Source organism: Prosthecobacter dejongeii (assembly GCF_014203045.1).
In the GTDB taxonomy this organism is placed as follows: domain Bacteria; phylum Verrucomicrobiota; class Verrucomicrobiia; order Verrucomicrobiales; family Verrucomicrobiaceae; genus Prosthecobacter; species Prosthecobacter dejongeii.
The window spans coordinates 75,020-98,906 of the sequence record NZ_JACHIF010000014.1 but is presented as its reverse complement, the minus strand read 5'-3'; the positions used below and the strand labels follow the sequence as shown (position 1 = coordinate 98,906).

Sequence of the window (23,887 nt, the reverse complement as noted above, 5' to 3'; positions counted from 1 at the left end):
AGGTTCGAAGAATCAGCGAGCCGATTATTGGAGACAAAAAGTCAAGGCGCAAGCAATTCCCGACAAAATCAGTATGCATTTCACATTACATACATTGTATGTAGTTATCAAATGGGGGTTGAGATCCTTGGTTTCAAGGGGTTTGGAGGGTGTTTGGGAGGCTGGGTTTGAAGTGGTTTGGCTGTTTTAGGATCTGGATGGCGGTGTGTGGATTGGGTGGGGTTTGTTTTGGGAGTTTGATGAGATGAGGGTGTGGGGCTCTGGGTGGTTTCGGAGTATGGGCGAGCTGAAGCTCGGGAGTACTTTGGCTGGATGGTTTTTGGGGTTGTTTTGGAGTTTTGGATTTGAGGTGGATTCCTAGGTTGGACTTTGGGGTGACTGGGTGGCGTGGTGTTTTGGGATGAGGGTGAGGCTGGGGTGGTGGGGAGTGGCGGAGGTTCGGGGAGAGACGGGTCATCCGGCGATGGGGGTGGTGGGAGTGGTGGAGTTTTTTTGCGCCGGACACACCCGTCCTACGGGTCTGACGGGCTGGGATTGAATGATTTAGGAGGTGTGGTGCGGTCTGGGATGGGTTCTGGGTTGCGGAACGTTTCTATTTTGGATGTTTTGACTATTTGATTGTGTTTATGATGAGGGTTTTAGCGGTTTTATTTTTTGAGGAACGTGAATTGGCTATGAGGCTGGGAAGTGGGTGAAACTGTGGGTTTGGTGGGATGTGGGGTGGTTGGTTGTTTGCTGGCACGGGGGGTATCTGGCGGTGCGGGGGCTCGGGGAGAGACGGGTAATCCGGCGATTGAGGTGGTGAGGACTGGCGGAGTTGTTTTGCGCCGGACACACCCGTCCTACGGGTCTGTGGTTTTGGATTTCGTGGTCGGCTTTCTGGGACCTGATGGTGCGGTGTGTCCCTGCTCTGGTTGGCTAGAAGGCGGGTGGATGCGTTTTGTGTTTGGGATCCCCTGCCCCTGGTGGTTATTTGGGTTTCTTTTTGTTTAACTTTTGTTGATAAACAAGGTATTGGTGATTTATTTACGCGTGGAACGTGGTGGGGTCCCCTGCCCTTTTGGGGGGCGATTTTGCGGGTTTTGAGGGGGGTATTCGTGGTGGTGGCAGGTTATAGACGTGGCGACCCTGCACCCCACGGCGCGTTATCCCAACGCGCCCTACCAAAAACGGGACAACGTGCCCAGCCATGATATGAAGGCGGGCAGGAGTGCCCACGCTCCTCTCAGGGTGTTTGTTCGGAAGGGGAGATTGTGGGGAGGCGTGGGGTGTGGCGAGCCTGCCCCCCACGGCGCGTTGGGACAACGCGCCCTACCAAAAAATGGGACAATTCGTCCTACCCAAAGAATGGGACCATGCGACCTGCCTGTTGAGCCTATGTGCCCTGACTACGGGAGGTTAGGGCTTGGGGGTGGTGGGGGCTGCGGGAGTGGGAGGTGTGGAGGTGCCTGATGAGGGGGTGGCTGGTGGGGGGCTGCCAGGCACGGGAGACGGGGATGAGGGAGAGGGTGCGGGGGCTGGGGTTCCGCTGCTGGCTGGGGGTGTGCCTGCGGCTGGAGGTGTGGCGACGGCGGGTGGGGGCTCGGGCTTTTTGAAGAGGTCTTCCCACTGGTGGAGGGTCTGGGCGGCGTCTGGGCTGCCGAGTTCCTGGAGGTAGGTGGTGCATTTCTGGTGCCAGTGGCCGAGATTGGGCGGGGTATTGGGCTTTTCCGCAGTGCCGGGAAAGATGAGGTAGGTGACTTTGAGGTCGCTCTCTGGCCGACGGTAGGGGGTGGCGCTGGGATTGACGGTCTTGGCGAGGCGGAGGGAGGCTTCGCCCATTTTGTGGCTGGGGCCGTAGTCGCCACAGATGGCGGGGTACATTTTGGCTTCGTGGATGACGACGGCGTAGTCGCCGATGCTGGGGGTGTGCTTGTTGGTGGTGGCGTAGGGACGGAAGAGGAGGGAGATGACGATGAAGGGATCTTTTTCGGCGATGAGGCTGCTGCGGGCTTTCATTTCGGCGACTTCGAGGCCGAGCTGGGTGATGGTGGCTTTGAGCTCGCGGTTGCGGTCGGCACTGAGGCCTTTGACGTTGAATTGGTCTTTGGCTTTTTTGAGGCGCTCTTCCCAGCGGGCGAGGAGGGGATTTGGCGTGGTGGTTTTTTTCGCCCAGGCGTAGCTGGTGAAGGGCTGGTAGTAGTCCGACATGAAGATGTATTCATCGAGGGTGGGCATGCGGTCGCCATCGGAGCCATCGGCAACGACGTCCATTTCAGACTGAACGAGGAGGGCCCTGCGGGAGGTCTGAGGGTGGGTGAGCTCGAGGATGGTCTCGCAGTCGAAGAAGTTGTGGCGATCGAGGATGCGATTGAGGCGGGTGATGTCGCGCTGGATGCCGTTGGTTTTGTTTTCGTAGAGTTTGTGGTAGAAGCCGGAGACCTTGGCGGTGGGGAGCATGGTGCTGAGGCCGGGGAGCAAGGTGGGGAGCTGGGGATTGATGCGGGAGAGCTCGGGGAGGGTTTGGCTGGCTTTGGGGACGCGGATGGAGAGCTGGAATTCGGCCTTGTAGGCTTCGGGGTCTTTGCGCTCGAGGCTGGCGTAGGTGCCCTGTTCGGTGATCAAGTTGGTCTTGATGGTGATGCCGTTGTAGAAGCTGGAGACGTCCACGTCTTTGCGCGGAATGAAGTTTTCTGGGAGGGGGGCTGGGGGAGCGGGGACCTCGACCTCGCGGACGATTTCTTTGACGACTTCCTTGACGACCTCGCGAGGAACCTCGATGCGGCGCTCGACTTCGCGGGTGATGACGCGCTCTTTTTGAGCGGCGGCGACGATCTCTTTGAGGGCGGTTTTGATCTTGCCTGCGAAGGGGGTGAAGGGGAGGACGAGGAGGGTGGCGATGATGACGAGGAGGAGGAGGCGGATGAGCTTGGCCAAGGCGCTGCCCTGGGGGGGCTGCTGGGACTGCCAGGGGCTGGGACCGCGCTGGTCCATGGGGGTGAGGGAGGGGTCTGGACGCTTGATCATGCCGGGGTGGGGTCAGGGGGGAGACGAGCTTTTTTTTAAATTGTGCCTTTGGCGAAGCGCTGCCGCAAGAGGGGACGCAGTAGGAAACGCGGAAGGTGATGGAAGAGGCGGGCGGCGAGGCTGACGCCTACCCCGGGATAGACGCAGGCGCGGCCGGCGCGGAGGGCGGCGAGGGCCTCTGAGACGACCTGGGCGGGGGGGATGCGGAGGAAGTCCTGGCCGCCGCGGTCGGTGTCTTCCCCCTGGGGGCGGCGGGCGGTCTGGCTGAAGCTGGTGGGGGTGGGGCCGGGGCAGACGCAGGTGACGGTGATGTGAGCGGGGGCGAGCTCGACAGCGAGGGCCTCTGAGAAGCTGGTGACGAAGGCCTTGCTGGCGGCATAGACGGCCATGGCGGGCAGTGGCAGGGTGCTGGCGAGGGAGCTGACATTGACGATGCCGCCGGGCCGCTGAAGCAGGGGGAGGCTGGCATGGGTGAGGAGGACGAGGGCGGTGATATTGAGGTCTATCTGGGCGCGAAGCTTGGCGGGATCTGCGGTGGCGACGGTGCCGTAGTCGCCCATGCCGGCGTTGTTGATCCAGAGATGGGGACGGAAGGTGGAGTGGCGGATGGTTTCCAGCAGGAGTCCCCTGCCCTCGTCCGTGGCGATATCGCAAGCGCAGAGGTGGATGTTTAAGGAGGGATTGAGTGCGAGGCACTGGGCCTTGACGGACTCGAGGGCCTCGGCACGGCGACCGGTGAGGAAGAGGGCCTGGGCGGTGGGGGCGAGCTGGCGTGCGAACTCGGCACCCAGGCCGGAGGAGGCGCCGGTGATGAGGGCGCAGCAGTGGTGGGGATGGAAGTTCATAGGAAGTGCACTTGCACGCGGCGTGCGGTGGCTGACCATGCGTGCATCCGCATGACCATCAACTCCCTTTCTGACCAAGTGCCCTTCACGACGAAGGATGGCAGCACGATCCGCAGCATCCTGGACCGGACGAATGCCCCGGTGCAAAATCAGTCTCTGGCGGAGGCGATGGTGCCGGTGGGGAGACCGACGGAGCGGCACTACCACCAACTGAGTGAGGAATTTTATTTCATCCTGGAGGGGGCGGGCAGGATGGAGATCAATGGTGAGGAACGGGAAGTGAAGCCGGGGGATGCGATCTTGATCCCGCCGGGGGCGTGGCACCAGATCACGGCGACGGAGACGCTGAGGCTGCTGTGCTGCTGCGCGCCGCCGTATGCGCATGAGGATACTTATTTTAAGTGAGGGGGGCGTGGAGAAGCTGGTATTTGGGTGGGGTGCTGTGGATTTCCCGCGGATTCGTGGAGGCCCGCAGATTTTGTTTTGTTGGTTGATTGGCTTAATGGCCAGGAGGTATTTGGGGCCTCAGTATTGGGGGAAGATGGCGGGTGTGGGGAAGCGGTCTTCGTGTTTGAAGTTGCCGCTGTTGATGTATTCTTCCCGGGGTAGGTGGACATCGGGCCAATTGGCTGGGCGGACGCGGATGACTCGGGTGGGGCGGAGGCCTTCGGTGATGAGGTCTGTCTCAAAACGGATCTGGATGCCGCTGCTACCTACGGGGATGATTTCGGAGGACTTTGTGACCTCGATGAGGTTGCCACGTGAGGCTAGCTGGGTGGGGCCGGCAGTGCCGCCTTCGGTGTGCTTGAGGGTATTCTCCACGCCATTCATAAAGGCGGGGATGCCTTTTTTAAATTCGGCGTAGAGTGAGGCGTCCATGCCGCCGAAGAGGGTGGCGGTGACGGTGGCGCGACCAAATTTGCCATATTCGACGGTATCCACCCAGGCGGGCATCCAACGGCTGCGGATGAAGGTTTTGTGAGTCTCGGTCTGGAGATGGGCGGCGCGCTGTAGGGAGGTTTCGTCCAACCAGATGTCCGAGATGTGAAAGCGGGTGAATACACCGCCGAGTGTTGGCTTCCAGGTGATGCCTAAATGGACTGGCTGGCCACCGAGGGATTTCTGGCCTGTGGCGGGCCAGGTGCCTTCGGCAATCAAGTCGGCAAGGGAGAGAGATTCACGACCGCGCCAGATGCGGGTGGCGGCATCGAAGGAGAGTTTTTCCTCGGAGGCTTTGTGCGGCAAATCGTCAGCGAGGGCCTTGGGTTCACGATGAGCGGTGATGACGCCTTCGTTGTTTTTTATCTCGAGTTGATGGAGTTTCCAGATCAAGCCTTCGCGCTGGCAATGGCTGGGGTCGTCTTCGAGGATGAGGACGTGATTTTCGGCAGGTGCGATGCCGGCACCGCGATTGTGATCGGCGTCTTTTTCTTTGTTGTTAATGGGGAGTATGGGGACGGCGGAGATCTTCGGATCGGGGGGGAGAAAAGCGCGAACGTGCAGCATGGTGCCGAGGGGGATATCGCGAAGATCTGCCGGTGCACCGTGGTAGCGAACGATGGCGTAAGGGAGCAGGGCAAAAGGGTGCGGATCATTGCGGCGGAACGTGCCTGTACCCTGCACCCGCAGGCTGCCCCGGCGGTTGGCATGGTCCACAAAGACGAGCTCGCCCCGATAAGCGTGGGCTTTTTCCACAGGAGGAAATTTCCCCGCTTCGGGTCGGTATGGCTCGTCTGCGGCCGAAGTGAAAGTGGTGAGTGCACACCCGAAGGCGGCGAGCAGGGGGACGGCAAGCTTCATGAGAAACTGAGAGGTGAGTGCCTGGATTCTGGCACGGTGCGGAGGTCAGTATTTGGGGAAGATGTCTGGGGTCGGGAAGCGGTCTTCGGCGTTGGAGCTATCTCCCAGATATTCTTCCCGAGGCACCTGCACTTGAGGCCAGCTCGATGGGCGAATGCGGACGACTCGCCCGGCGCGGATGCCTTCGATGACGAGATCCGTTTCAAATTGGACTTGGATGCCGCTGCTGCCCAAGGGGGGCTGTCCTGAGGCCTGCGTGACATTGCGGATGGGGCCCTTGGAGGCCATGTGAGCGGGGCCGTATCCACCGCCTGCGTGCTTCAGGGTATTCTCAGCTCCATTCACAAGTACGGAGCTGCCTTTTTGGAAATCGGCATAGAGAGAGGTGTCCATACCGCCAAAGAGGGTGGCCGTGACCGTGGCGCGGCCAAATTTCCCGTACTCGACGGCATCTACCCAAGCGGGCATCCAGCGGCTGCGGATAAAGGCTTTGTGAGTCGCGGTCTGATTTTGAGCAGCACGTTTCTCGGCCGCCTCATCCAGCCAGATGTCCGAGATGTGAAAACGAGTGAATACACCGTCTGGCGTGGGTTTCCAGGTGATGCCAAGCAGAACGCCTTGGCCGCCCAACGATTTCTTGCCGCTTGCGGGCCAGGTGCCCTCGGCGATCAAGTCGGTGACGCCCAGACATTCACGACCCCGCCAGATGCGAGTGGCCTCGTCAAAGGTGAGGTTTTCCTCACGTGTCTTGCTGTCCACGCCCATTTTGAGGCCGCGACTGGCGAGGATCATGCCTTCGTTGTTCTTGATTTCGAGCTCACTGAGCTTCCAAACCAAGCCTTCGCGCTGGCAGTAGCTGGGTTCGTCTTCGAGGCGGAGGACGTGGTTCTCTGCCGGAGCGACACCGATACCACTGTAACCCGCAATTTTGTCCTTATTGTTTACTGGGAGGACCGGCACGGCGGAGATCTTGGGGTCTGGAGGAAGGAAAGCCCAGACGTGCAAGACTGTGCCGAGAGGAATGTCCCTCAGATCGGCGGGGGCACCGTGATAGCGGACGATGCCGTAAGGAAGCAGAGCGATAGGGTGCGGAGCGTTGCGAAAGTAGGTCCCTGCCCCTTGCACGCGTAGGCTTCCGCGGCGGTTGGCATGGTCCACAAACACAAGCTCACCCCGATAAGAATGGGCTTTTTCGAGAGGCGGGAACTTTCCCATCTCAGGACGAAAAGGTTCGTTTGCGGTGGCTATGGAGGCCCCCAGAACGAAGAGTGGAAGTAAGAAACGCATCATAGTGTGATCACCTTGTTGCTATCGCCAAACTGGTCTGTCTCAATGCCCATGCGCTGGGCCATGAGGAGGAGCAAATTGCTCATGTGGGCGTCAGAGTTTGCTGGGCGACTGCACAGTTGATAGTGGGCGCTGGTGAGCGCGCCATCCGCACCAAGTGCGTATCCTTGGAATCCTGGAGCGGTCATGTTAAAATCCAGATGTTGGCCGTGCTTCAGACCGAGATCGGCACCGCCGGCGAGCACCAGTGGGAGGTTGGCATTGCCATGGCTGTGACCATAGGACATGCCGCTGCCGAAGAGTGCCATGGTGGAGCCCAGCAATGATTTGCCACTCAAGTCTTTGGTTTCCGCTAAGCGAGTCAGGAAGTAGCTAAACTGCTCGATAGCGAAGGTATCATAGTTGGTTAGCTTCTCCATGTAACCCTGGTCTCCCCCGTGGTGACTGAGCTGATGGCGAGACTCGGTGATGCCGATTTCAGGGATAGCAATGGCCTGGCCCTCGCCCCCAAGACTGAAGGTGGCCACGCGGGTCATATCCGTCTGAAAGGCCAGCACCATGAGGTCGTAAACGGTGCGGAAGTAATCCCCGGCCATGGTATCGGCAATATCGCGATTGGTGCGCTTGCGATCGGCTTCAGAGACCGTTGGCAGCGGCGTATCAAGCCAGGCATCTGCCCTCCGTGTGCGGATCTCGGCCTCGCGAACGGAGGTGAGGTATTGGTCCATCCGTCCTTTGTCCTGAGTGCCCATTTTCTTTTCCAGTCGGCGCACCTCGGCGAGGTTATCATCCAGGACGCTGCCTTTTCGGCGAAGGGCTCGCCGCTGGGCTGCAATGCCGCCTTTAGGCTCCTCAAACATGGAAGAAAAGATCTCACTGCAACGGCGCATAGCAGGCAGCCGAACTCCATCGGCCGTCCAGGCAAGAGACTCCTGAGTGATGGCGACTTCCAGAGATGGATAGCGCGTGTGCTGCGCTGTGAGTTCAGCCATCTTTTGGTCCACAGAGATTGTGTTTTTATCGGAGGGTCCAAGCTTTCCGCCCGTCAACCAGATGTTGATGCAGTTGTGGTGATGACTGAGGCTCCCAGGATGATGCAGGCCGCTGATGGGCGTGATGACCTGGCGGTGTTTTTCTAAAGGCAAGAGCGAGCGGGAGAACTTGTAGTCCTTCCCTGGCGTGGTGATTTGGTAATTCAACGAATGAACGCCATTTGCTAAATAGATGAAAGCGCTGCGTTTGGGGGTAGCGGTGATCTTCTCCGCCGCCGATGTGCGAAGTGGCACCATACATTCTAACAAAGGAAGGGATATGAAAGTGCCTAGCGCTTTGAGGGCATGTCGGCGATCCATTAGCCAAGATTGGGAGAGATAGTTCATGCTTGTTTTTGATTCGTGGGTGGTTGTCCAGCAGATTCGGGGAGGCCCGCTGATTACTTTTTTTGGGATGAATAAAGGTGCTGAAATTCAATCGGCTGGCTTTCTTGAATCGGTGGGAGACTTGGAATTCCAGCAGATTCGGGGAGGCCCGCTGATTACTTTTTGGGTATAACTAAAGATGCTGAAATTCAATCGGCGGGAGGCTTGGAGTTCCAGCAGATTCGGGTAAGTATGCAGATTGCTTTTTGGGATGTTTGACGAAGACTAAATCGGCCGTGGATTTGCCAAAATGAAAGATGATGCCCCACTCGAGGTTAAGCCAGCGGAGATGAGTTTGAAGGGTGGCGCGATCCGTAGCGTTGATGCCATCTGTTAAGGCCGTGACATAAACTGCACAGTCACCGTGGATGACAAGACTGCACACCGTGATGCCAGGGTAACTAAGAACGGTGATGGTGGGATTGAGATGGACTTGGCAACCTATGGCCAGGAGGGCTGCCCTCACCAAACCGTTCCAGGTTGTCTGCCGATAGCCTAGACCGACTTCGTCTAAGCATGTACTTACAGCTTGAACAATAGTGGTCGCCAAGGCGGGCGCTGAAACGAAATCAGGAAGCGGGGTTTCTGGGAAGCCTGTTGATTGCGAACGATACAAGAATCGCTTCCACATCAGGCTTTGTTTACCGAAATCCACCAGTAGGCTGGTGCGTAGCCTCCAGAATTTGCAGTAGCAAAACACCTGGACTAGGTGTTCTGCAGCGAATGAACCCCGAAGACATTTTAATTCTGGGATGAAATGGTCTTCGATGACAAAATCAGGCTCGAAAGTATCTGCAACGATCCCTTGATAAACCAAGTCTCGCCTAGGCTTTGATAGATGTGAGATACCTGCCTTTGTGGGTGCAATGGCCAACTCTTGATGATAGATTCCCTCGCCCAACCCAGGACCAATGGTGGTGTGCACTTTCATGGCGTGCCCAATGAAAGCATGGGTGACTGAATCCCCTACCGATTCATAGTGGCCAGATGATTGGGGGTTAGCATTTTTAGTCATTTAAAAATTGATCATCTGTGAGTTGGCTTGGATCTGCTGGAGAACACATGACTTGTCAGCGTTTGCGCATTAGTTCAGACAGGGCCACGGCGCGGATGATGTCCTGAACACCGGATGGGCTTTTCTTCACTTGTGCAACGATGGCTGCAATGTCTTCCGCGTCATCCACGGTGAGCACGCGTCGTAGGCTGTAGGTGCAGAGGTGTTCGATGAAAGCGTGCACGAATTTCTCGCGATCTTCGATCAGCAAGCGCTTAAAATCATTGGCATCCTTGAACGGACGACCATCTGGCATTTCTCCAGCGGGATTGACTGGGGGATTTGCACCGACGCCTGCCGCAACGGTTTCATGCGTGCGCCACTGGCCGATGGCGTCGTAGTTATCCCAGGCGAGGCCGAGGGGATCAATCTTCGCGTGGCACGCCGCACAGTTTGCATCGTTGCGATGCGCCTCGAGTTTATCCCGCAGAGTGGCCTTGGGGCTTTTTGGAGGATTGGGTTCGATGGCCGGTACGTTGGCTGGCGGTGGAGGTGGCGTTTTGGCAAAAATGACTTCGCTGAGCCACACGCCGCGATGCACAGGGCGATGGCGCGTTCCATCCGAAGTTAGTCCAAGAGTTGCTCCCATGGTGAGCAGTCCGCCACGACGATCCTCGGGCTTAAGAGAGACACGCTGGAAGGCATTTATTTTCGGCTCTGGCAGGCCATAAAAATCGCAAAGCCGGGGATTGGCCATGGTCCAGTCTGAATCTATGAAGGACTCCATGGGCAGGTTCTTCGCAAGCATTTCGCGGAAGAACTCCACAGGTTCGGCGCGCATGCTTGTCTCTAGCCATCGATCATAAGTCGGGTAGAGCTTTTGGTCTGGTGGGAACATGCCCACGCGGTGCAGTTGCAACCACTGCCGGGAGAAGTCATCGACGAAGCGGTTGATCTTGCTTTCCACCAACATTCGATCCACTTCCCTCTTCAATCCTTCACCTTTCAGGGTGCCGTTTTGGGCTGCGGTGAAGAGGGCCGTATCGGGCATTGAGCTCCAGAGGAAATACGAAAGGCGAGAGGCAAGCTCCGTGTCAGTGAGGTGCTCGCGAGGCGTTGGCTCCCCCTCGACGAGGTAGATGAAATTTCGGGAGGTTAGCACCCCCTGCATGGCGACCCGGTAGGCCTCTGCGGGTTTTTCACCTGCCTCACGCTCGGCGAGGTAGGATTGCAGATAGGGCTCTAGCTCTTCCTTGGTGATGACTCGGCGCCAGGCGCGCTCGGCAAAGCATTGCAGATGTTGCGCGACGACTTCGGGCGGCGCGTCATCCGCCGGGACGATGTCTTTGCGCAGGGACTTTTCAGCGTCTGTGGAGAGAGGGCCCTCCCATTCGATCCAATCAAGGAGGACTGTTGAGAAAAGACCGTTGCCTTTGTCATCAAACATCTGCGGTGCATTTGGATTCAGCAGCATCGTTTCGCTGCTATGGGTGAAAATGTATCCCCCACGGCTGGAGAGTGCATTGCGGAAGGCTGCACCGCTTCTTCTGTCCACCACATCGGTGGCGACGATGCAAAAGTCCAGCGTGACAGGCATCTCAAGAAACACCTCGAACTCATAGATCTGCGGTTTGTCCTCGGGAGCGGTGATATCCAGATCAATGATGCTGTCTACCGTCTCTTCGCCCGTCCGCTTGCCGATGCTTAAATGGGCGGGCTGGCCTTCGAGGGGACGGATGCCACTGGCCTGGATGCGAACTTTGTACAGCCCGCTATGCTCCGGCCCTGTTTTGCCGAACCACTGAGGTGAAAGCGCATTCTGAACGGTGCCGGGAAAGAGGAGATAACGCAGCGGACGCTTGATGCCGAACCGATCCAGCGCGGCCTGCTGTTCCTTTCCCCCATTGTAACGCAGATCTGCAGCGGTCTTGCGGACTTTGCGTGACTCACTGGATACTGCGATGGGAAAGGCGCGATCGAGGACAGTACCTGCTGCACGGTAATAGCGGTCCACATGCGAAGGAGACAGCGACAACTCTGAACCGATGCGCTCAAACCCATGCCATAACGTGTCCTCATTTAGCTCTCCAGGTTTAGCGGGATCATAGCGCACACCGAGCAAATCATAGACCGTGTTTTGATACTCCTTCCGACTCAGGCGGTAATGCGATACGGCTGGCCGTGCGGCCATTCGCCCTGCCCTGCCCTGTTTTATACGAGAGTCGAGACTGGTCACGAATGCCTCGATCTCAGCCTGCGTAGGCTTTTTTTCTTTCTTCGGGGGCATCTCACCCGAATTCACCTGTTCGATCACCTCCGCCCAATGATGAGTATCTGCCCCCACTTTGAAATCGCGAGATAGTTGATCAATCCGCAAGTCCCCTTTCGTCTTTTCGGGGCCATGGCAACTGAGGCAATGTTTCTCTAAAAAAAGGTCAAAGGGCTCGGCTGCGCGAACGACATCGGCAAGGCCAAGGCTGGCGACGAGGATGGAGGGCAGACTGTAAACGAGGCGTGTCATGGTATTGAGAGCAATACGTAGCAGACACGATCTTTGTGCGGCTACCCCGAGTTCTCGGGGGCAGGAGGCCAGAACGTGGAAATGGCTTACATGCGGCGATGTTGATTAATGATCACCCGACAGGGGAGCTCTAGATTGCAACAGCTTTGCATCAGCGGACATGGGTCAACATCCACTGAGCAATGGTGGCATACGTGGGAAAGTCTGTGATGAGAACGTTGTGATGATCTGCCGAAGGAATCTCGACCCATTTCTTTTCAAGGGTGGAGGGCAAAGCTGCGAACAATTGACGACCGGATTCGATGGGGACGATCTGATCCTCTGTGCCGTGTAGTATGAGCGTAGGAATCCGAAGATGCGCAGCATGGGAGTGCGGCTGGATTTGATCAAGCGCGAGGTCTGTTTTCCACTGATAGATCCACCCTGCCCCGGTGACCCAAGGTTTGCCTAACCAAGAACCTGCCAAACGCGAGGCCTGAAGTTGAAGGGCAGGCTGAAAAGCGTGAAAGCTGGAAATGATAACAAGAGCCCGCCAAGGAGCCGCAGGCAGATCTGCGGCATGCATGGCCACTGAGCCGCCCATGGACATGCCTAACACCCCTGCTGGCTGAGGGGGAAAGCTGAATTTCTCCGAGGCTTCTTTGAGAACTGCAGCAGGAAGTTTGGCTTCTCGCACGCCGTAGCAAATCAACGGTGAAGGATGCTCCCCATGAGAGGGAAGATCTGGCAGCAGACAGCGAAAGCCAACCGCGCAAAGCCGCTCAGCAATGGGGAGGTAATCCTCCTTACGCCCCTTGCGACCATGTACTAGAACCAGGGTCCCGAGGACCTGGCCAGCAGGCGACAAGGCATAATTCTGGGCGGCAAACTGGCTACGGAGGGTCTCCCCACGGCTGCCTAATTTCCCCGAAGGATCGGGTGCACACATGAGGCAGGGTGTGCCATCCGTGAGTGTGAACTTTTCCATCTGCATTCCGTGGTCAGTGGGATGGGCGAGGAACTCCAAATGATAGTCATGCAAAGGCCTACGAGAAGGACTGGCCAGCTCGCTGCCTGCCCACCAGGTGAGGGCGGCAATCGAAACGACCGTGGCAAGGATGAGGCAAACGAACACGCGATGAAGAAGACTCAATTTCAATTTTGGGAGATCCAAGTGGGAGGTTGGCATGAGCTTATTTGGCAATAACAGGGGCTCGGCGAGGAGGTCTTTACCAATAATGCGTCCCATGAAAATTTTTATAAACAGAATAAATGTAAAGGGCATCCTTGCAGCAAAGGGTATCCAAATCAGTTGAGACAGGTGCGTTTCTTGCTATCGAACCGCTTCAAACGTGGATTCTCAGAAGCCCGCTTGCAAAAATCCCGAAGCTTAAGCATACTTAATTAAATCAAAACATGGACGACCTTACCATTGTAGAAGTCATCGCACGTGAAGTCCTGGACTCACGTGGCAATCCAACCGTTGAAGTGGACGTCCTGCTGGACGGTGGTGCTATCGGACGTGCAGCGGTGCCAAGCGGTGCTAGCACGGGCGAACACGAAGCCCTGGAACTGCGCGATGGCGACAAGAAGCGTTATCTGGGCAAAGGTGTGCTCAAGGCTGTGGACGCTGTGAACAACGAGATCGCTGACGCGATCATCGGTAGCAATGCCGCCGATCAGGTCTCCATTGACAAGGCCATGCTGGAAGTGGACGGCACGCCGACCAAATCCAAACTGGGTGCTAACGCCATCCTCGGTGCTTCCCTGGCTGTCGCCAAGGCTGCTGCTGCCGCCATGGGCCAGCCCCTCTACAAGTACATCGGCGGTCCAAACGCCAAGGTGCTGCCTGTGCCGATGATGAACATCATCAACGGTGGTGCTCACTCTGACGCCCCGATTGATTTCCAGGAATTCATGATCATGCCGAAAGGTGCGCCTTCGTTCTCCGAAGCTCTTCGCTACGGTGCTGAAGTGTTCCACGCTCTGAAGAAAATCCTTCACGACCTGGGCCTAAATACCGCTGTGGGTGACGAAGGTGGCTTTGCCCCGACTTTGAAGAGCGCCCACCACGCCCTCGAAGTCATCGCGCAGGCGATTGACAAGGCTGGTTACAAAATGGGTGAAGACATCTTCATCGCACTGGATGTGGCTTCCTCCGAATTCTACGACAAGGCCAAGAACAAGTACGTCTTCAAGAAGAGCGATAAGTCTGAGCGCACCGCTGCTGAGCTGGTGGCCTACTACGCAGAACTGAAGAAAGACTTCCCCATCATCTCCATCGAAGACGGCTGTGCCGAAAACGACTGGGACGGCTGGGCAATCCTCTCCAAAGAATTGGGTGGCAGCACACAGCTCGTCGGTGACGATCTGTTTGTCACGAACACCAAGTTCCTCCAGAAGGGCATTGACCAGGGGATCGCCAATTCCATTCTCGTGAAGGTGAACCAGATCGGTTCCCTGACAGAGACTCTGGATGCTGTGGATCTGGCCCACCGCCATGGTTACACCGCCGTCATGAGCCACCGCTCCGGTGAGACGGAAGACTACACCATCGCCGACCTCGCCGTCGCCACGAATTGCGGCCAGATCAAGACCGGTTCCCTTTCCCGCAGCGACCGTATCGCCAAGTACAACCAGCTTCTCCGCATCGAGCAGGAACTGGGTGAAAACGCGATCTTCGGTGGCCGCATGAAGGTCTAACCAACAACGTCGCACGACGGCACCGCCATGGAATATCGCGAATTTCAAATCGAACACGAGAGACCGCAGCAGATGGAACGCTGGCTGCGGGCCCTGGTGCGCCTTGGGAAATTCTGCCTCCTGCTCCTGGCGGTGCCTGTCGTCATCGCGATCTATAAAAAACCGCTGGCGGAACAGAATGCCATGCGCGCCAAACTGGCCGTCATGGAAGGTCAACGTGATGCTTTGAAAAACGAACGCGACAAACTGTTGCGGCAGGTGGACTGGATCAAGACTGATCCGAATTACCTAGAGATCCGTGCCCGTGATCATGAAAACATGCACAAAAAGGGTGAATACGTGATCCGCTTTGTCGAGTAATCGAAGGCTGGGGCTACAAGTTTTCTGGAGCAATGCCTGGCATCATGGGTGCAGGTTTATGCGCTACATGAATGCGGCCAACACTCTTGGTCACTGTTTTGAGCGGACAGTTACATGGATGCGCAAGTGAAAGGCTGGACGCGGCCCCAATGCGCTTAGATCTCATGTTTCACCCACGCTGGAGTTCTTTGGGTAACACATCAACCCCGCAGTGGGTCAGAAAGTTTTCCTCAAGGATGGTGATCTAGTTGGCCTCTCTCAAGCATGCTATCATTTTCGAGGGTGCCATTTTTACAGAAGGAGGTTTGAAAGAAGAGACAGCCAGATCACCTTGCCAGCCGAATTATTGCAGCCTAGCCTTCTCTTATGAAAAAGCTCTTGATCCTTTTCGTCATTCTGATCGTGCTGACGGGCGCTGGTCTCGGAGGTGCTTCTTGGTGGTTTATGCGCAAGATGGGGCCTGAAACGTGGGTGGGGCTGATGGAAGAAAACTGGAATTGCCGAGCCCAGATCGCCGATGCCAAGCTTAGCCTTTTTACAAAACCGGCGACGCTGAAATTGACCGGGGTGAAACTGGCCTCCCGAGATACGGAAGTGGCTAAACTTTACACGGAGCGCCTTCCCTTGGCGGAAGGTTCTGCCATCTTAGAAGTCCCTGAGCTGACTTTGGAAGTTAAATTGGATGACCTTATCAACCGCCGCCTGTTTGTGGAGCAACTTTACATCAAGAACCCTCAGGTCCGTGAAACTCAAGATGCCCAGGGCAACAGTTCCCTGGAGGCGCTCTTTAAAAAACCAGGCTCAGCGGAAGCTTTAGCCGCGACCCCTGCCACATCCCCCGCTCCCGCCAATGTGGAGAGTCAAGCCTCCGATGAACCCCAGCCGATCTTTGCCTTTGCTGTCCAAGCAGCCAGCATTGAAAAAGGCCGCTTCGACATTACCAGCGGCACCACTCATGTCTTGATCAAAGATTTAGATTTCACGCTCACCGGCATTGATGTGGATAAGAATGATCTGGTTAATCACAATCGTATTCTGGCCACTCTCAGCACGCACATTTCCGTCAATGGCATGGCCCGGATCGCTGGGGCCAAACGTCCCGCAGAACTGGCCAATCTTTCACTCACTGGGCAGGCTGAAATCACTCCCTACAATGTTACGAGCCAGGAATGGAAGCCTTTTTCGAAATTGGCGCTCACCCTAGCCAAAGGCTCCACTCTCGCTGGTCACATGACCATTGGTGACGCTGCGGGGAAAGAGCTGCGCAAACTCCAGGAATATGGAGTGGATTTAGCCCCAGTCGTTATCGGTGGTCCACTCATGGAGGATGCCATCGTTACCGGAGAGTTTGCCAATGATCGTTTCATCACACGCACGCTGACGCGATTTGTTTTTCCTGAGTATGAAGTCGCCATTGAGCCTAAATCCTGTATCAATGCCGCCCAAGATCGTCACGACATCGAACTGCGACTTTCCTGCGGGGCCGCCCTCCAATCGCGGCTGATGAGTGGAATTTCTCAAGCCAAACTCGGGGAATCCATCGCTCGGGCTGTTACCAAAGCACTTTCGGATGATCAAGGGCGGATGACCTTCGACATCGAATCTTCAGGTTCCCTTTCCGATCCTAAAGTGAAACCGCAGACAGATCGAGTGCTGAAAAATCTTATGAGAGGTGAAGGTTTGGGGGATCTTTTGGAAGGGCTAATCAAGAAGCTTTAAACTGCTTCACACTCCCCCGAAATTCATGTCTGCTTGCTTGAAAGACTTTTCTGCCTGCTCAGCCATCTGAATATCCATGGAAGTTATCCCTCCTTCACTGTGAGTCGTGAGTCGCACAGTGACTTTACGCCACCCCACTAAAAAATCAGGGTGGTGATCCATTTCTTCGGCCGAATGCGCCAACAACCTAACAAATTCAATGCCTTGGAGATAGGCTCCAAAACGATAGTTTTTCACTAACTCGGTTCCCTCTCGTTTCCACCCTGGCAGTTTAGCCAGAGCTAATTCGATGTCATCGAGAGTGAGTAAGAGACGCATGGGGTAAGTGAAAATGAAGAATGTCGAGTTTTGTCTAATATCGCAAAATTGCGCCTTTTATACGATAAAATTCATAATTTATAAAATAAATGAAGAAAAAACCGCACTTCTATAATGAAAACCTAATTTAATTCAGATGAATTAAGTGTCTTTAGTGGGTTTAATGCTGAACTCATTTCATCATCTATTTGATTTCCGTATGCCTTCTTTGTCATTGGATAATGGTTAGCCTTGTGGCCAGTGACCAAGTTAGACAAACGCCAACTGACTTCTGCGGCCTCGTTAGTTGACACTGAGCGAGCCTCCTCCATGCTCACAACGTCATCATACTAACCATTTCTTCATTCCCCCCCATGCATTCCTCCCTTGAACTGAAACGTGAAGTGGAAGCCATCCAGATTCCAAGCGGTGACTCCATTAATCTGCCGCTGGGTATGAAGGTGATCATCACCCAGTCCTTGGGTGGCACGTACACGGTGGCCACGGACTTTGGGCTAGCCCGTATCAGCGCTAAGGATGTGGATGCCTTGGGCATTGATCCAGAAGCCGCCAAAAAAGACTCTGAGAGCACCTCCTCAAACATCCCGGAGGGGGCCAGTGACCTGGAAGCCCAGGTTTGGAATCAACTCAAAAACGTTTATGATCCCGAAATCCCAGTGAACATTGTGGATCTGGGGCTTGTGTATGACTGCCAAGTGGAACAAACGGAAGAGGGCAAAAACCGCGCTGTGGTGAAAATGACTCTTACGGCTCCTGGATGTGGCATGGGACCGACCATCGCTGCAGACGCGCAAAGCCGGATTATGACCATCGAAGATATGGACGATGCTGCGGTGGAACTCGTCTGGGAGCCAGCCTGGAACCAAGGCATGATCTCGGTGGAAGGTAAAATGAAGCTGGGGATGATCTAGACCGATTTCCAAAAATCTTGTCCGAAAAGCGGCGACGGGTTGGGACGATTGGCGGCGTTACTCACTTGGCTGTTCTCTTCAAGATAGCAGTCTGCGCTCTTGCCTTGCCACTCATCCCACCGCGCCCGCCTTTTCAATCGGACCATCTTTTGGAAACCGGTCTAAATCTCAGAACACTGGAGAAGCCCCAATGCTCTTGGGGCTTTTTTGTGCCTAATTTCTCAGAGGATCAGCATGCAATCGCCATAGCTGAAGAAGCGATAACGTTCGCGAATGGCCTCCTCGTAGGCGCGGAGGATAAACTCCTTTCCGGCAAAGGCACTCACCAGCATGATGAGGGTGGACTTCGGCAGGTGGAAGTTTGTCAGCATCGCACCAACGGCGCGGAACGGGTAACCTGGGTAGATGAAAATGTCCGTGCTACCTTTTTGGGCGACTATATGGCCGTCATGATCGCGAGCCACTGTCTCCAGGGTGCGCATGGCGGTAGTGCCTACGGCTACCACGCGTTTCGCTGCCTGTATCGCAGTCGCGGTCTCGGTGCAGACTTCGTAGTTCTCGCTGTGCATGATGTGATCTTCCAGCTTCTCCGCTTTCACGGGTTGAAAGGTGCCCACACCGACATGCAACGTCACAAAGGCATGCGGTAGTTTTTCCAAAATCTCGGGCGTGAAATGCAGACCTGCCGTGGGGGCGGCGATAGCTCCAGCAGCCTGAGCAAAGACGGTCTGATAGCGCTCACGATCTGCTGGCTGATCATCCCGCCCCATGTAATGAGGCAATGCTAAGTGACCATGGGTGGCTTCATCCACTTCACGATCCCACTGAAGGATGCGTTCGCCATTTTCCAAGATATTTTCTACGGTGCCGGTCGCCTCACCAATCTGTACCGTGTGGCCAAGGCGGAACTTTTTGCCAGGCTTCACCATGCAGCGCCAGCGGGTACTCGTTAGGGGCTCCAGCCGCAGAACTTCACGGCTTCCATCATTGGAAAAAAAGCGCGCCGGGACGACCCGGGTGTTGTTCATCACCCAAAGATCACCGGGCCTGACAAACTGAGGTAATTCGGCAAAGGAGCGGTGCTCTAGAGTGCCTGTTTCCCGGTTCACCACGAGCATGCGCGAGGCCGAGCGGTCGGGCAGCGGCTCGCTGGCAATGAGTTCAGGGGGAAGGTGGTAATCGAAGTCGGAGGTAAGCACGGTATGAACGAGTAGGTTTAAAGTCGAAGCTCAAGGCTTGAAAGGGGAAAAATCAGCCGGGTAAAACCATGCATCCACTTGCCAGAGAGACGGCTAGCTTCCAGGATGAAGTTTCCATTTATGCGCCTCTCATTGCTCGCTCTCCTTACGCTGCTTACGGCGGCTCCCCTTCTCGCTGCCGATCAGGACTTTCCTCTGGTTCCCGCGCAGGAGTGTCGGCCCCGCAATGGCCTGCCCAACTTTTTGGCTAAGGTGAGCAAACCCGGGGCCGAGGTGCGCATTGGTTACTTAGGCGGCAGCATCACAGCGCAACAAGGCTGGCGGCCCAAGACCCTGGCGCATTTTCAGAAGACTTATCCGCAGGCGAAGATCAGTGAGATTAATGCGGCCATTGGAGGAACGGGATCTGACCTTGGTGTGTTTCGTTTGAAACAGGATGTGTTGGATCACAAACCCGATCTGCTTTTCGTGGAGTTCGCCGTTAACGACGGTGGAGCCGCGCCTGAACAGATCCACCAATGCATGGAGGGCATCGTGCGCCAGACTTGGAAAACGCTGCCTGATTGCGATATCTGCTTTGTTTATACCGTGACTGAGGCTCTGGTGGGCCCGCTGAAAGAGGGTAAGTTCCAGCGCTCTGCGAGTGCGATGGAATCCATCGCGAATCACTATGACATCCCGACCATCCACATGGGTCTGGAAGTGGCGAAGCTGGCAAAGGAAGGCAAGATTGAGTGGAAGACTAAGCTGCCCAAAACCGACGAAGAAAAGAAGGCGTTAGGTGACAAATTCGTCTTTGCCCCAGACAGTGTGCATCCGCATGTGGAGACTGGTCATGAATTGTATCTTGCCGCGATTGTACGTTCTTTAGACCCCATTCAAAAGGCTTCCGCAGCGCCGGCATCGCATGCTCTGAAATCTCCTTTCATTGCGACAAATTACGAGCAGGCCCAAATGGCCCCGATCACGGAAGCCACGCTCTCCTCGGGCTTCAGCCGCTTGGACCCAAAGACCGACGAGTTTGGCAAACGTTGGGCCAACCGCATGACCACCCTGCATAAAGGCAGCAAACCGAGTGAAACCATCACCTTTAAGTTCAAAGGAACTCGCTGTGCTCTGTATGACCTTGTGGGCCCAGACTGTGGCCAAGTGATTGTAACCCTGGACGATCAACCGGAAAGAATCGTACCACGCTTTGATCCTCATTGCACCTACCACCGGCTTGCCACGTTGGTGATTGGAAGCAACCTGGAAGACAAAGAGCACACCGTAAAGATCCAGATCCATCCCGACCAACCGGATAAGGTGGCCATTTTGGCTAAAAACAAAAACGTCATGGATAAGCCGGAGCGTTTCGACGGAACGTCTGTTTACGTCGGCGCTATCTTACTGGTGGGTGAAATTGTGAAGTGACACGCATCCCCCCCAAACCACTCAGGAGGGAAATGATTGGCTGATGGGCGGCTCGGAAAATAGCTTCTGGAACCGCTCAAAGCGTCGCTTTTTTGACCTTGCCGAATTCGGTGCCCAGGAATCGTTTCGCTAGAGCCTCGGCCTGCTCAGCGAGGTCTGTCAGATAGATCTCCAGAGTGGGTTTGCTTTTGACCGTGCGCAGCAGGCCTTTCTCTTCCAACATCCGCTGAGTGTGTGCCGCGCAAGTGCTGGCGCTGTCCACGAGGCGCACCTTATTGCCGAGCATGCGCTTCAGTACGGGAATGAGCAGCGGATAGTGCGTGCAGCCTAGCACTAGAGTGTCCATTCCTTTGTCCAGCAACGGCTTGAGGTATTCCTTGAGGACGGACTTTAGCGCAGGGTGGTCTGTCCAGCCTTCCTCGACAAAAGGCACAAGCAAAGGGGTCGCCGTCGCATGAATTTGGAGATCAGGCTTGCGCATGGCCAGGGCATACTGGTAGGCACTGCTGCGGATGGTCCCTGCCGTACCGATGATGCCCACGCGCTCGCAGGAATCAGCGGCCAGAGTTGCCTCCACACCGGGTTCTAGGACGCCTATGATGGGCACCCGAAAAGTGGCCTGCAAAACGGGGAGCGCATGAGCCGTCGCGGTATTGCAGGCGACGACGACAGCCTTCACCCCGTGGCTGACTAGAAACTGGGTATCCTCCACTGAAAAACGGCGAATGGTATCAGGCGATTTCGAGCCGTAAGGCACCCTCGCCGTGTCACCGAGGTAAATGATGGATTCGTTCGGCAAAAGCTCCCGCAGGGCGCGGACAACCGTCAACCCGCCGACACCAGAATCGAATACACCGAGGGGGGCAGAGGAATCAGGAGAGGTCATGGGAAAGAATAACAGGCGCTGGGGATAGCATTCACACGAAATGCAGGATGAACAGGAAGGATTTCGAACTACCTTCATTTCCGGTCAATCACGTTTCATTCTGCCGATGCTTACGCCTCTCGATCTCAAACTCTTCCGCGATGTCAATCGCATGAAGGGCCAGATCATCGCCGTTTCCCTGGTGATGGCCTGTGGGCTGGCGATGATGATCATGACGCGCAGCCTCATCTTGACACTGGAGGGCACTCGCGATGCTTACTACCAGCGGTATCGGATGGCAGATGTGTTTGGTTCGCTGAAACGCGCGCCCCTTTCTATGAAAGAGCGGATGGCAGCAATCCCTGGAGTCGCCGCGATTGAAACTCGGGTGGTTTTGGATGCTGTATTGGATCTGCCAGGTGTGCTGGAGCCCTGCACGGCCCATATCGTTTCTTTGCCAGAGGATCGAGCCCCCATCCTCAATCAGCTCTTTCTGCGACGGGGGCGTATTCCACGAGTAGATGCGCGTGGAGAGGCCGTGGTCAGCGAGGCCTTTGCCCTCGCGAATAAATTGGATCTCGGCGACAGCGTGCATGCCATCATCAATGGCCGAAGGGATCTCATCACCGTAACGGGCATCGGCCTCTCACCCGAATTTGTTTTTGAAGCACGAGCGGGTGAGACTCTTCCAGATAACAAACGATTTGGGGTCTTTTGGATGAATTACCGGGCTGTGGCTGTGGCCTATAACATGGATGGTGCATTCAATGATTTTGTGGTGGATATCGCTCCTGGTGCAGAAGCTGGGCCCGTGATCGCGGATATGGATCGCCTCTTGATGACTTATGGTGCTATCGGTGCCTACACTCGAAAAGATCACGGCAGTGCCTCACGGCTAGATGACGAATTGCGCGTGTTGAATGCACTGTCTGTGGCCTATCCTGTGGTGTTCCTGAGTGTGGCCGCCTTCATGGTCAATGCGGTGCTGGCCCGCTTGGTGAGATTGCAGAGAGAGCAGATCGCCCAGCTTAAAGCACTGGGTTACTCGTCCTGGCAAGTGGGGCGGCATTATCTTGGTTTTGCCATGGTCATCGTGGTGGTCGGTTCTATTCTCGGCGGCGTGGCCGGTCGCTTTATGGGCAATGGGCTGCTGAGCATGTATGAACTGTTTTTCCGTTTCCCAGCTCTTAACTTCAAACTGGATTACAATGCCCTAGGGATAGCTTTGGCAGTGAGTGCCGGCGCCTCTTTTTTTGGGGTTCTCAGTGTGGTCTGGATGGCCGTCAAGTTACCCCCTGCTGAGGCCATGCGGCCTGAGCCCCCTGCGGATTTTAAACCGAGTTTGATGGAACGGATCGGCCTCACGCGTGGCACAGGGCCAGCCTTCCGCATGGCCCTGCGCAATATCGAACGTCGCCCCTGGCAGTCTGCTTTTACTGTTTTAGGGCTCTCCTTAGCCACGGGCCTGATGGTGCTGCCAGGAAGTATGGAGGACAGCATTGACTACCTTCTGACTTACCAGTGGAATGATGTGCAGCGACAAGATGTGGTGGCTTTCCTCATCGAGCCGGGGAGCGCCAGCGCGCTGCATGATCTGGAGCATCTACCAGGGGTGATCCGCGCAGAGCCTATTCGAGTGGTGCAGGCACGTCTGAGGTATGGACATCATTCACGGAAACTCTCCATTACAGGCCTGCCTAAAGGAGCAGACTTGAACCGCGTTCTGGATGCGAAGGGCAAAGCCATTGAGTTGCCAGATCAAGGTATCGTGATGTCGGTCAAGCTGGCGGAAATTCTGGGTGCCAAGTTGGGCGATGAGATCCAAGTCGAAGTTTTAGAGGGCCGCCGCCCGGCACTGAATGTGCCCATCACAGGCCTACGAGAAGACTTTGCCGGAGTGGCTGCCTACATGGATAAACTGGCGCTGCATCGGCTCATGCAGGAGGGGGATTCCATCAGCGGTGCCTATTTGACGGTGGACCAGGAGAGGTGGACAGACTTCATGATGCAGGTCAAAGAGACACCCCGCATTGCGGTGACGCTGGTGAAGAAAGAACAACTCGCGGCCTTCCGCAGCACAACTGGAGAAAGCATCGGCATCATTCGCAAGCTTTACCTCACCTTGGCAGTCATCGTGGCTTTTGGGGTGGTATATAACAGTGCCCGCATTGCTTTGTCAGAACGTGGCCGCGACCTTGCCACGCTGAGGGTCGTGGGTTTTACCCAACGCGAAGTGGGCAGCGTCTTGCTGGGAGAGCTGACCATCCTTGTGCTCGTCTCTCTACCCGTGGGACTGCTTTTTGGCCGTGGATTGGCCACCTTCATCATGGCCGCCATCAGCACGGAGACTATCCGTATGCCGCTGATCATTAGCTACAAGACCTACAGCATCGCCATTTTAGTAGTGCTCACAGCAGCCGGGGCTTGTTTTTGGGTGGTAGGCCGCATGGTGCGCAAACTGGACATGGTAGGGGTCTTGAAAGCGCGTGAGTGAGTGGACAAAGGAAAGAGAAAGAGTCTGGAATAGTTTCAGCCACCATGTCTCGTAT

Annotated in this window: 20 protein-coding genes; 9 read left to right on the top strand and 11 right to left on the bottom strand. The window is 55.9% G+C overall.

Going from position 1 to position 23,887, the window contains the following annotated elements; translation table 11 throughout:
- Nucleotides 1–190: hypothetical protein (locus HNQ64_RS23830; RefSeq protein ID WP_221305551.1), on the top strand; the 190-nt coding region annotated here is incomplete at its 5' end.
- A gap of 1,208 nt (nt 191–1,398) precedes the next feature.
- Here HNQ64_RS23830 and HNQ64_RS24230 read toward each other — a convergent pair.
- Both HNQ64_RS24230 and HNQ64_RS23420 read right to left on the bottom strand, forming a co-directional pair.
- On the bottom strand, nt 1,399–3,006 hold the full coding sequence (locus HNQ64_RS24230) for a glycoside hydrolase family 75 protein (RefSeq protein WP_184213218.1): 1,608 nt from the start codon (nt 3,004–3,006) through the stop codon (nt 1,399–1,401).
- Nucleotides 3,007–3,041: 35 nt separating this feature from the next.
- On the bottom strand, nt 3,042–3,851 hold the full coding sequence (locus HNQ64_RS23420) for an SDR family NAD(P)-dependent oxidoreductase (protein WP_184213216.1): 810 nt from the start codon (nt 3,849–3,851) through the stop codon (nt 3,042–3,044).
- A 51-nt stretch (nt 3,852–3,902) separates the two neighbouring features.
- Here HNQ64_RS23420 and HNQ64_RS23415 point away from each other — a divergent pair, with 51 nt between their 5' ends.
- Nucleotides 3,903–4,256 carry a cupin domain-containing protein gene (locus HNQ64_RS23415; RefSeq protein ID WP_184213214.1) on the top strand — a complete coding sequence of 118 codons (354 nt, stop codon included), beginning with the start codon at nt 3,903–3,905 and terminating at the stop codon, nt 4,254–4,256.
- Nucleotides 4,257–4,376: 120 nt separating this feature from the next.
- Here HNQ64_RS23415 and HNQ64_RS23410 read toward each other — a convergent pair whose 3' ends face one another.
- From HNQ64_RS23410 to HNQ64_RS23400, 3 genes are read right to left on the bottom strand one after another with little or no spacing between them, the layout of a single operon-like run.
- On the bottom strand, nt 4,377–5,651 hold the full coding sequence (locus tag HNQ64_RS23410) for a hypothetical protein (RefSeq protein ID WP_184213212.1): 1,275 nt from the start codon (nt 5,649–5,651) through the stop codon (nt 4,377–4,379).
- Nucleotides 5,652–5,696: 45 nt separating this feature from the next.
- Nucleotides 5,697–6,941, bottom strand: a complete 1,245-nt coding sequence (locus HNQ64_RS23405) for a hypothetical protein (protein WP_246431181.1) — start codon at nt 6,939–6,941, stop codon at nt 5,697–5,699.
- Nucleotides 6,938–8,317, bottom strand: coding sequence for a DUF1552 domain-containing protein (locus tag HNQ64_RS23400; RefSeq protein WP_184213210.1), 1,380 nt, complete (start codon nt 8,315–8,317; stop codon nt 6,938–6,940). Before HNQ64_RS23400 ends, HNQ64_RS23405 begins: the two co-directional genes overlap by 4 nt.
- On the opposite strand from HNQ64_RS23400, the gene HNQ64_RS23395 reads away from it, so the two are divergent.
- Nucleotides 8,316–8,489: a hypothetical protein gene (locus HNQ64_RS23395; RefSeq protein WP_184213208.1), complete on the top strand. Its 174-nt coding sequence runs from the start codon at nt 8,316–8,318 to the stop codon at nt 8,487–8,489. The genes HNQ64_RS23400 and HNQ64_RS23395 overlap by 2 nt on opposite strands.
- Here the strand turns inward: HNQ64_RS23395 and HNQ64_RS23390 are convergent, their stop codons facing one another.
- From HNQ64_RS23390 to HNQ64_RS23380, 3 genes are all read right to left on the bottom strand, one after another.
- A complete protein-coding gene (locus HNQ64_RS23390) occupies nt 8,490–9,371 on the bottom strand; it encodes a GxxExxY protein (RefSeq protein WP_281383005.1) in 882 nt (293 codons plus the stop codon).
- 55 nt (nt 9,372–9,426) lie between these two features.
- Nucleotides 9,427–11,871 carry a DUF1592 domain-containing protein gene (locus tag HNQ64_RS23385; protein WP_184213204.1) on the bottom strand — a complete coding sequence of 815 codons (2,445 nt, stop codon included), beginning with the start codon at nt 11,869–11,871 and terminating at the stop codon, nt 9,427–9,429.
- A gap of 151 nt (nt 11,872–12,022) precedes the next feature.
- Nucleotides 12,023–13,099 (bottom strand): alpha/beta hydrolase family protein, encoded by a 1,077-nt coding sequence (locus HNQ64_RS23380; RefSeq protein WP_184213202.1) that lies wholly within the window; start codon nt 13,097–13,099, stop codon nt 12,023–12,025.
- 167 nt (nt 13,100–13,266) lie between these two features.
- On the opposite strand from HNQ64_RS23380, the gene eno reads away from it, so the two are divergent.
- From eno to HNQ64_RS23365, 3 genes are all read left to right on the top strand, one after another.
- Nucleotides 13,267–14,553 carry a phosphopyruvate hydratase gene (eno, locus tag HNQ64_RS23375; RefSeq protein WP_184213200.1) on the top strand — a complete coding sequence of 429 codons (1,287 nt, stop codon included), beginning with the start codon at nt 13,267–13,269 and terminating at the stop codon, nt 14,551–14,553.
- Nucleotides 14,554–14,580: 27 nt separating this feature from the next.
- On the top strand, nt 14,581–14,913 hold the full coding sequence (locus tag HNQ64_RS23370) for an FtsB family cell division protein (protein WP_184213198.1): 333 nt from the start codon (nt 14,581–14,583) through the stop codon (nt 14,911–14,913).
- Nucleotides 14,914–15,279: 366 nt separating this feature from the next.
- The gene (locus HNQ64_RS23365) at nt 15,280–16,632 is read left to right on the top strand and encodes an AsmA family protein (RefSeq protein ID WP_184213196.1); all 1,353 of its coding nucleotides are present in this window, start codon (nt 15,280–15,282) and stop codon (nt 16,630–16,632) included.
- Nucleotides 16,633–16,638: 6 nt separating this feature from the next.
- Here the strand turns inward: HNQ64_RS23365 and HNQ64_RS23360 are convergent, their stop codons facing one another.
- Complete coding sequence (locus tag HNQ64_RS23360; protein ID WP_184213194.1) at nt 16,639–16,950, bottom strand: 4a-hydroxytetrahydrobiopterin dehydratase; 312 nt, start codon at nt 16,948–16,950, stop codon at nt 16,639–16,641.
- A gap of 353 nt (nt 16,951–17,303) precedes the next feature.
- Between HNQ64_RS23360 and sufT the strand changes: the two genes are divergently transcribed.
- On the top strand, nt 17,304–17,861 hold the full coding sequence (sufT, locus tag HNQ64_RS23355) for a putative Fe-S cluster assembly protein SufT (protein WP_184213192.1): 558 nt from the start codon (nt 17,304–17,306) through the stop codon (nt 17,859–17,861).
- A 221-nt stretch (nt 17,862–18,082) separates the two neighbouring features.
- On the opposite strand, the gene queA is transcribed toward sufT, so the two are convergent.
- Nucleotides 18,083–19,060, bottom strand: a complete 978-nt coding sequence (gene queA / locus HNQ64_RS23350; protein ID WP_184213190.1) for a tRNA preQ1(34) S-adenosylmethionine ribosyltransferase-isomerase QueA — start codon at nt 19,058–19,060, stop codon at nt 18,083–18,085.
- Between the two features lie 105 nt (nt 19,061–19,165).
- Between queA and HNQ64_RS23345 the strand changes: the two genes are divergently transcribed.
- Complete coding sequence (locus tag HNQ64_RS23345; RefSeq protein WP_246431180.1) at nt 19,166–20,473, top strand: SGNH/GDSL hydrolase family protein; 1,308 nt, start codon at nt 19,166–19,168, stop codon at nt 20,471–20,473.
- A gap of 76 nt (nt 20,474–20,549) precedes the next feature.
- Here HNQ64_RS23345 and murI read toward each other — a convergent pair whose 3' ends face one another.
- Nucleotides 20,550–21,359 carry a glutamate racemase gene (gene murI / locus HNQ64_RS23340; RefSeq protein ID WP_184213186.1) on the bottom strand — a complete coding sequence of 270 codons (810 nt, stop codon included), beginning with the start codon at nt 21,357–21,359 and terminating at the stop codon, nt 20,550–20,552.
- Between the two features lie 106 nt (nt 21,360–21,465).
- Between murI and HNQ64_RS23335 the strand changes: the two genes are divergently transcribed.
- Complete coding sequence (locus tag HNQ64_RS23335; RefSeq protein WP_184213184.1) at nt 21,466–23,832, top strand: ABC transporter permease; 2,367 nt, start codon at nt 21,466–21,468, stop codon at nt 23,830–23,832.
- The last annotated feature ends 55 nt before the right edge of the window (nt 23,833–23,887 follow it).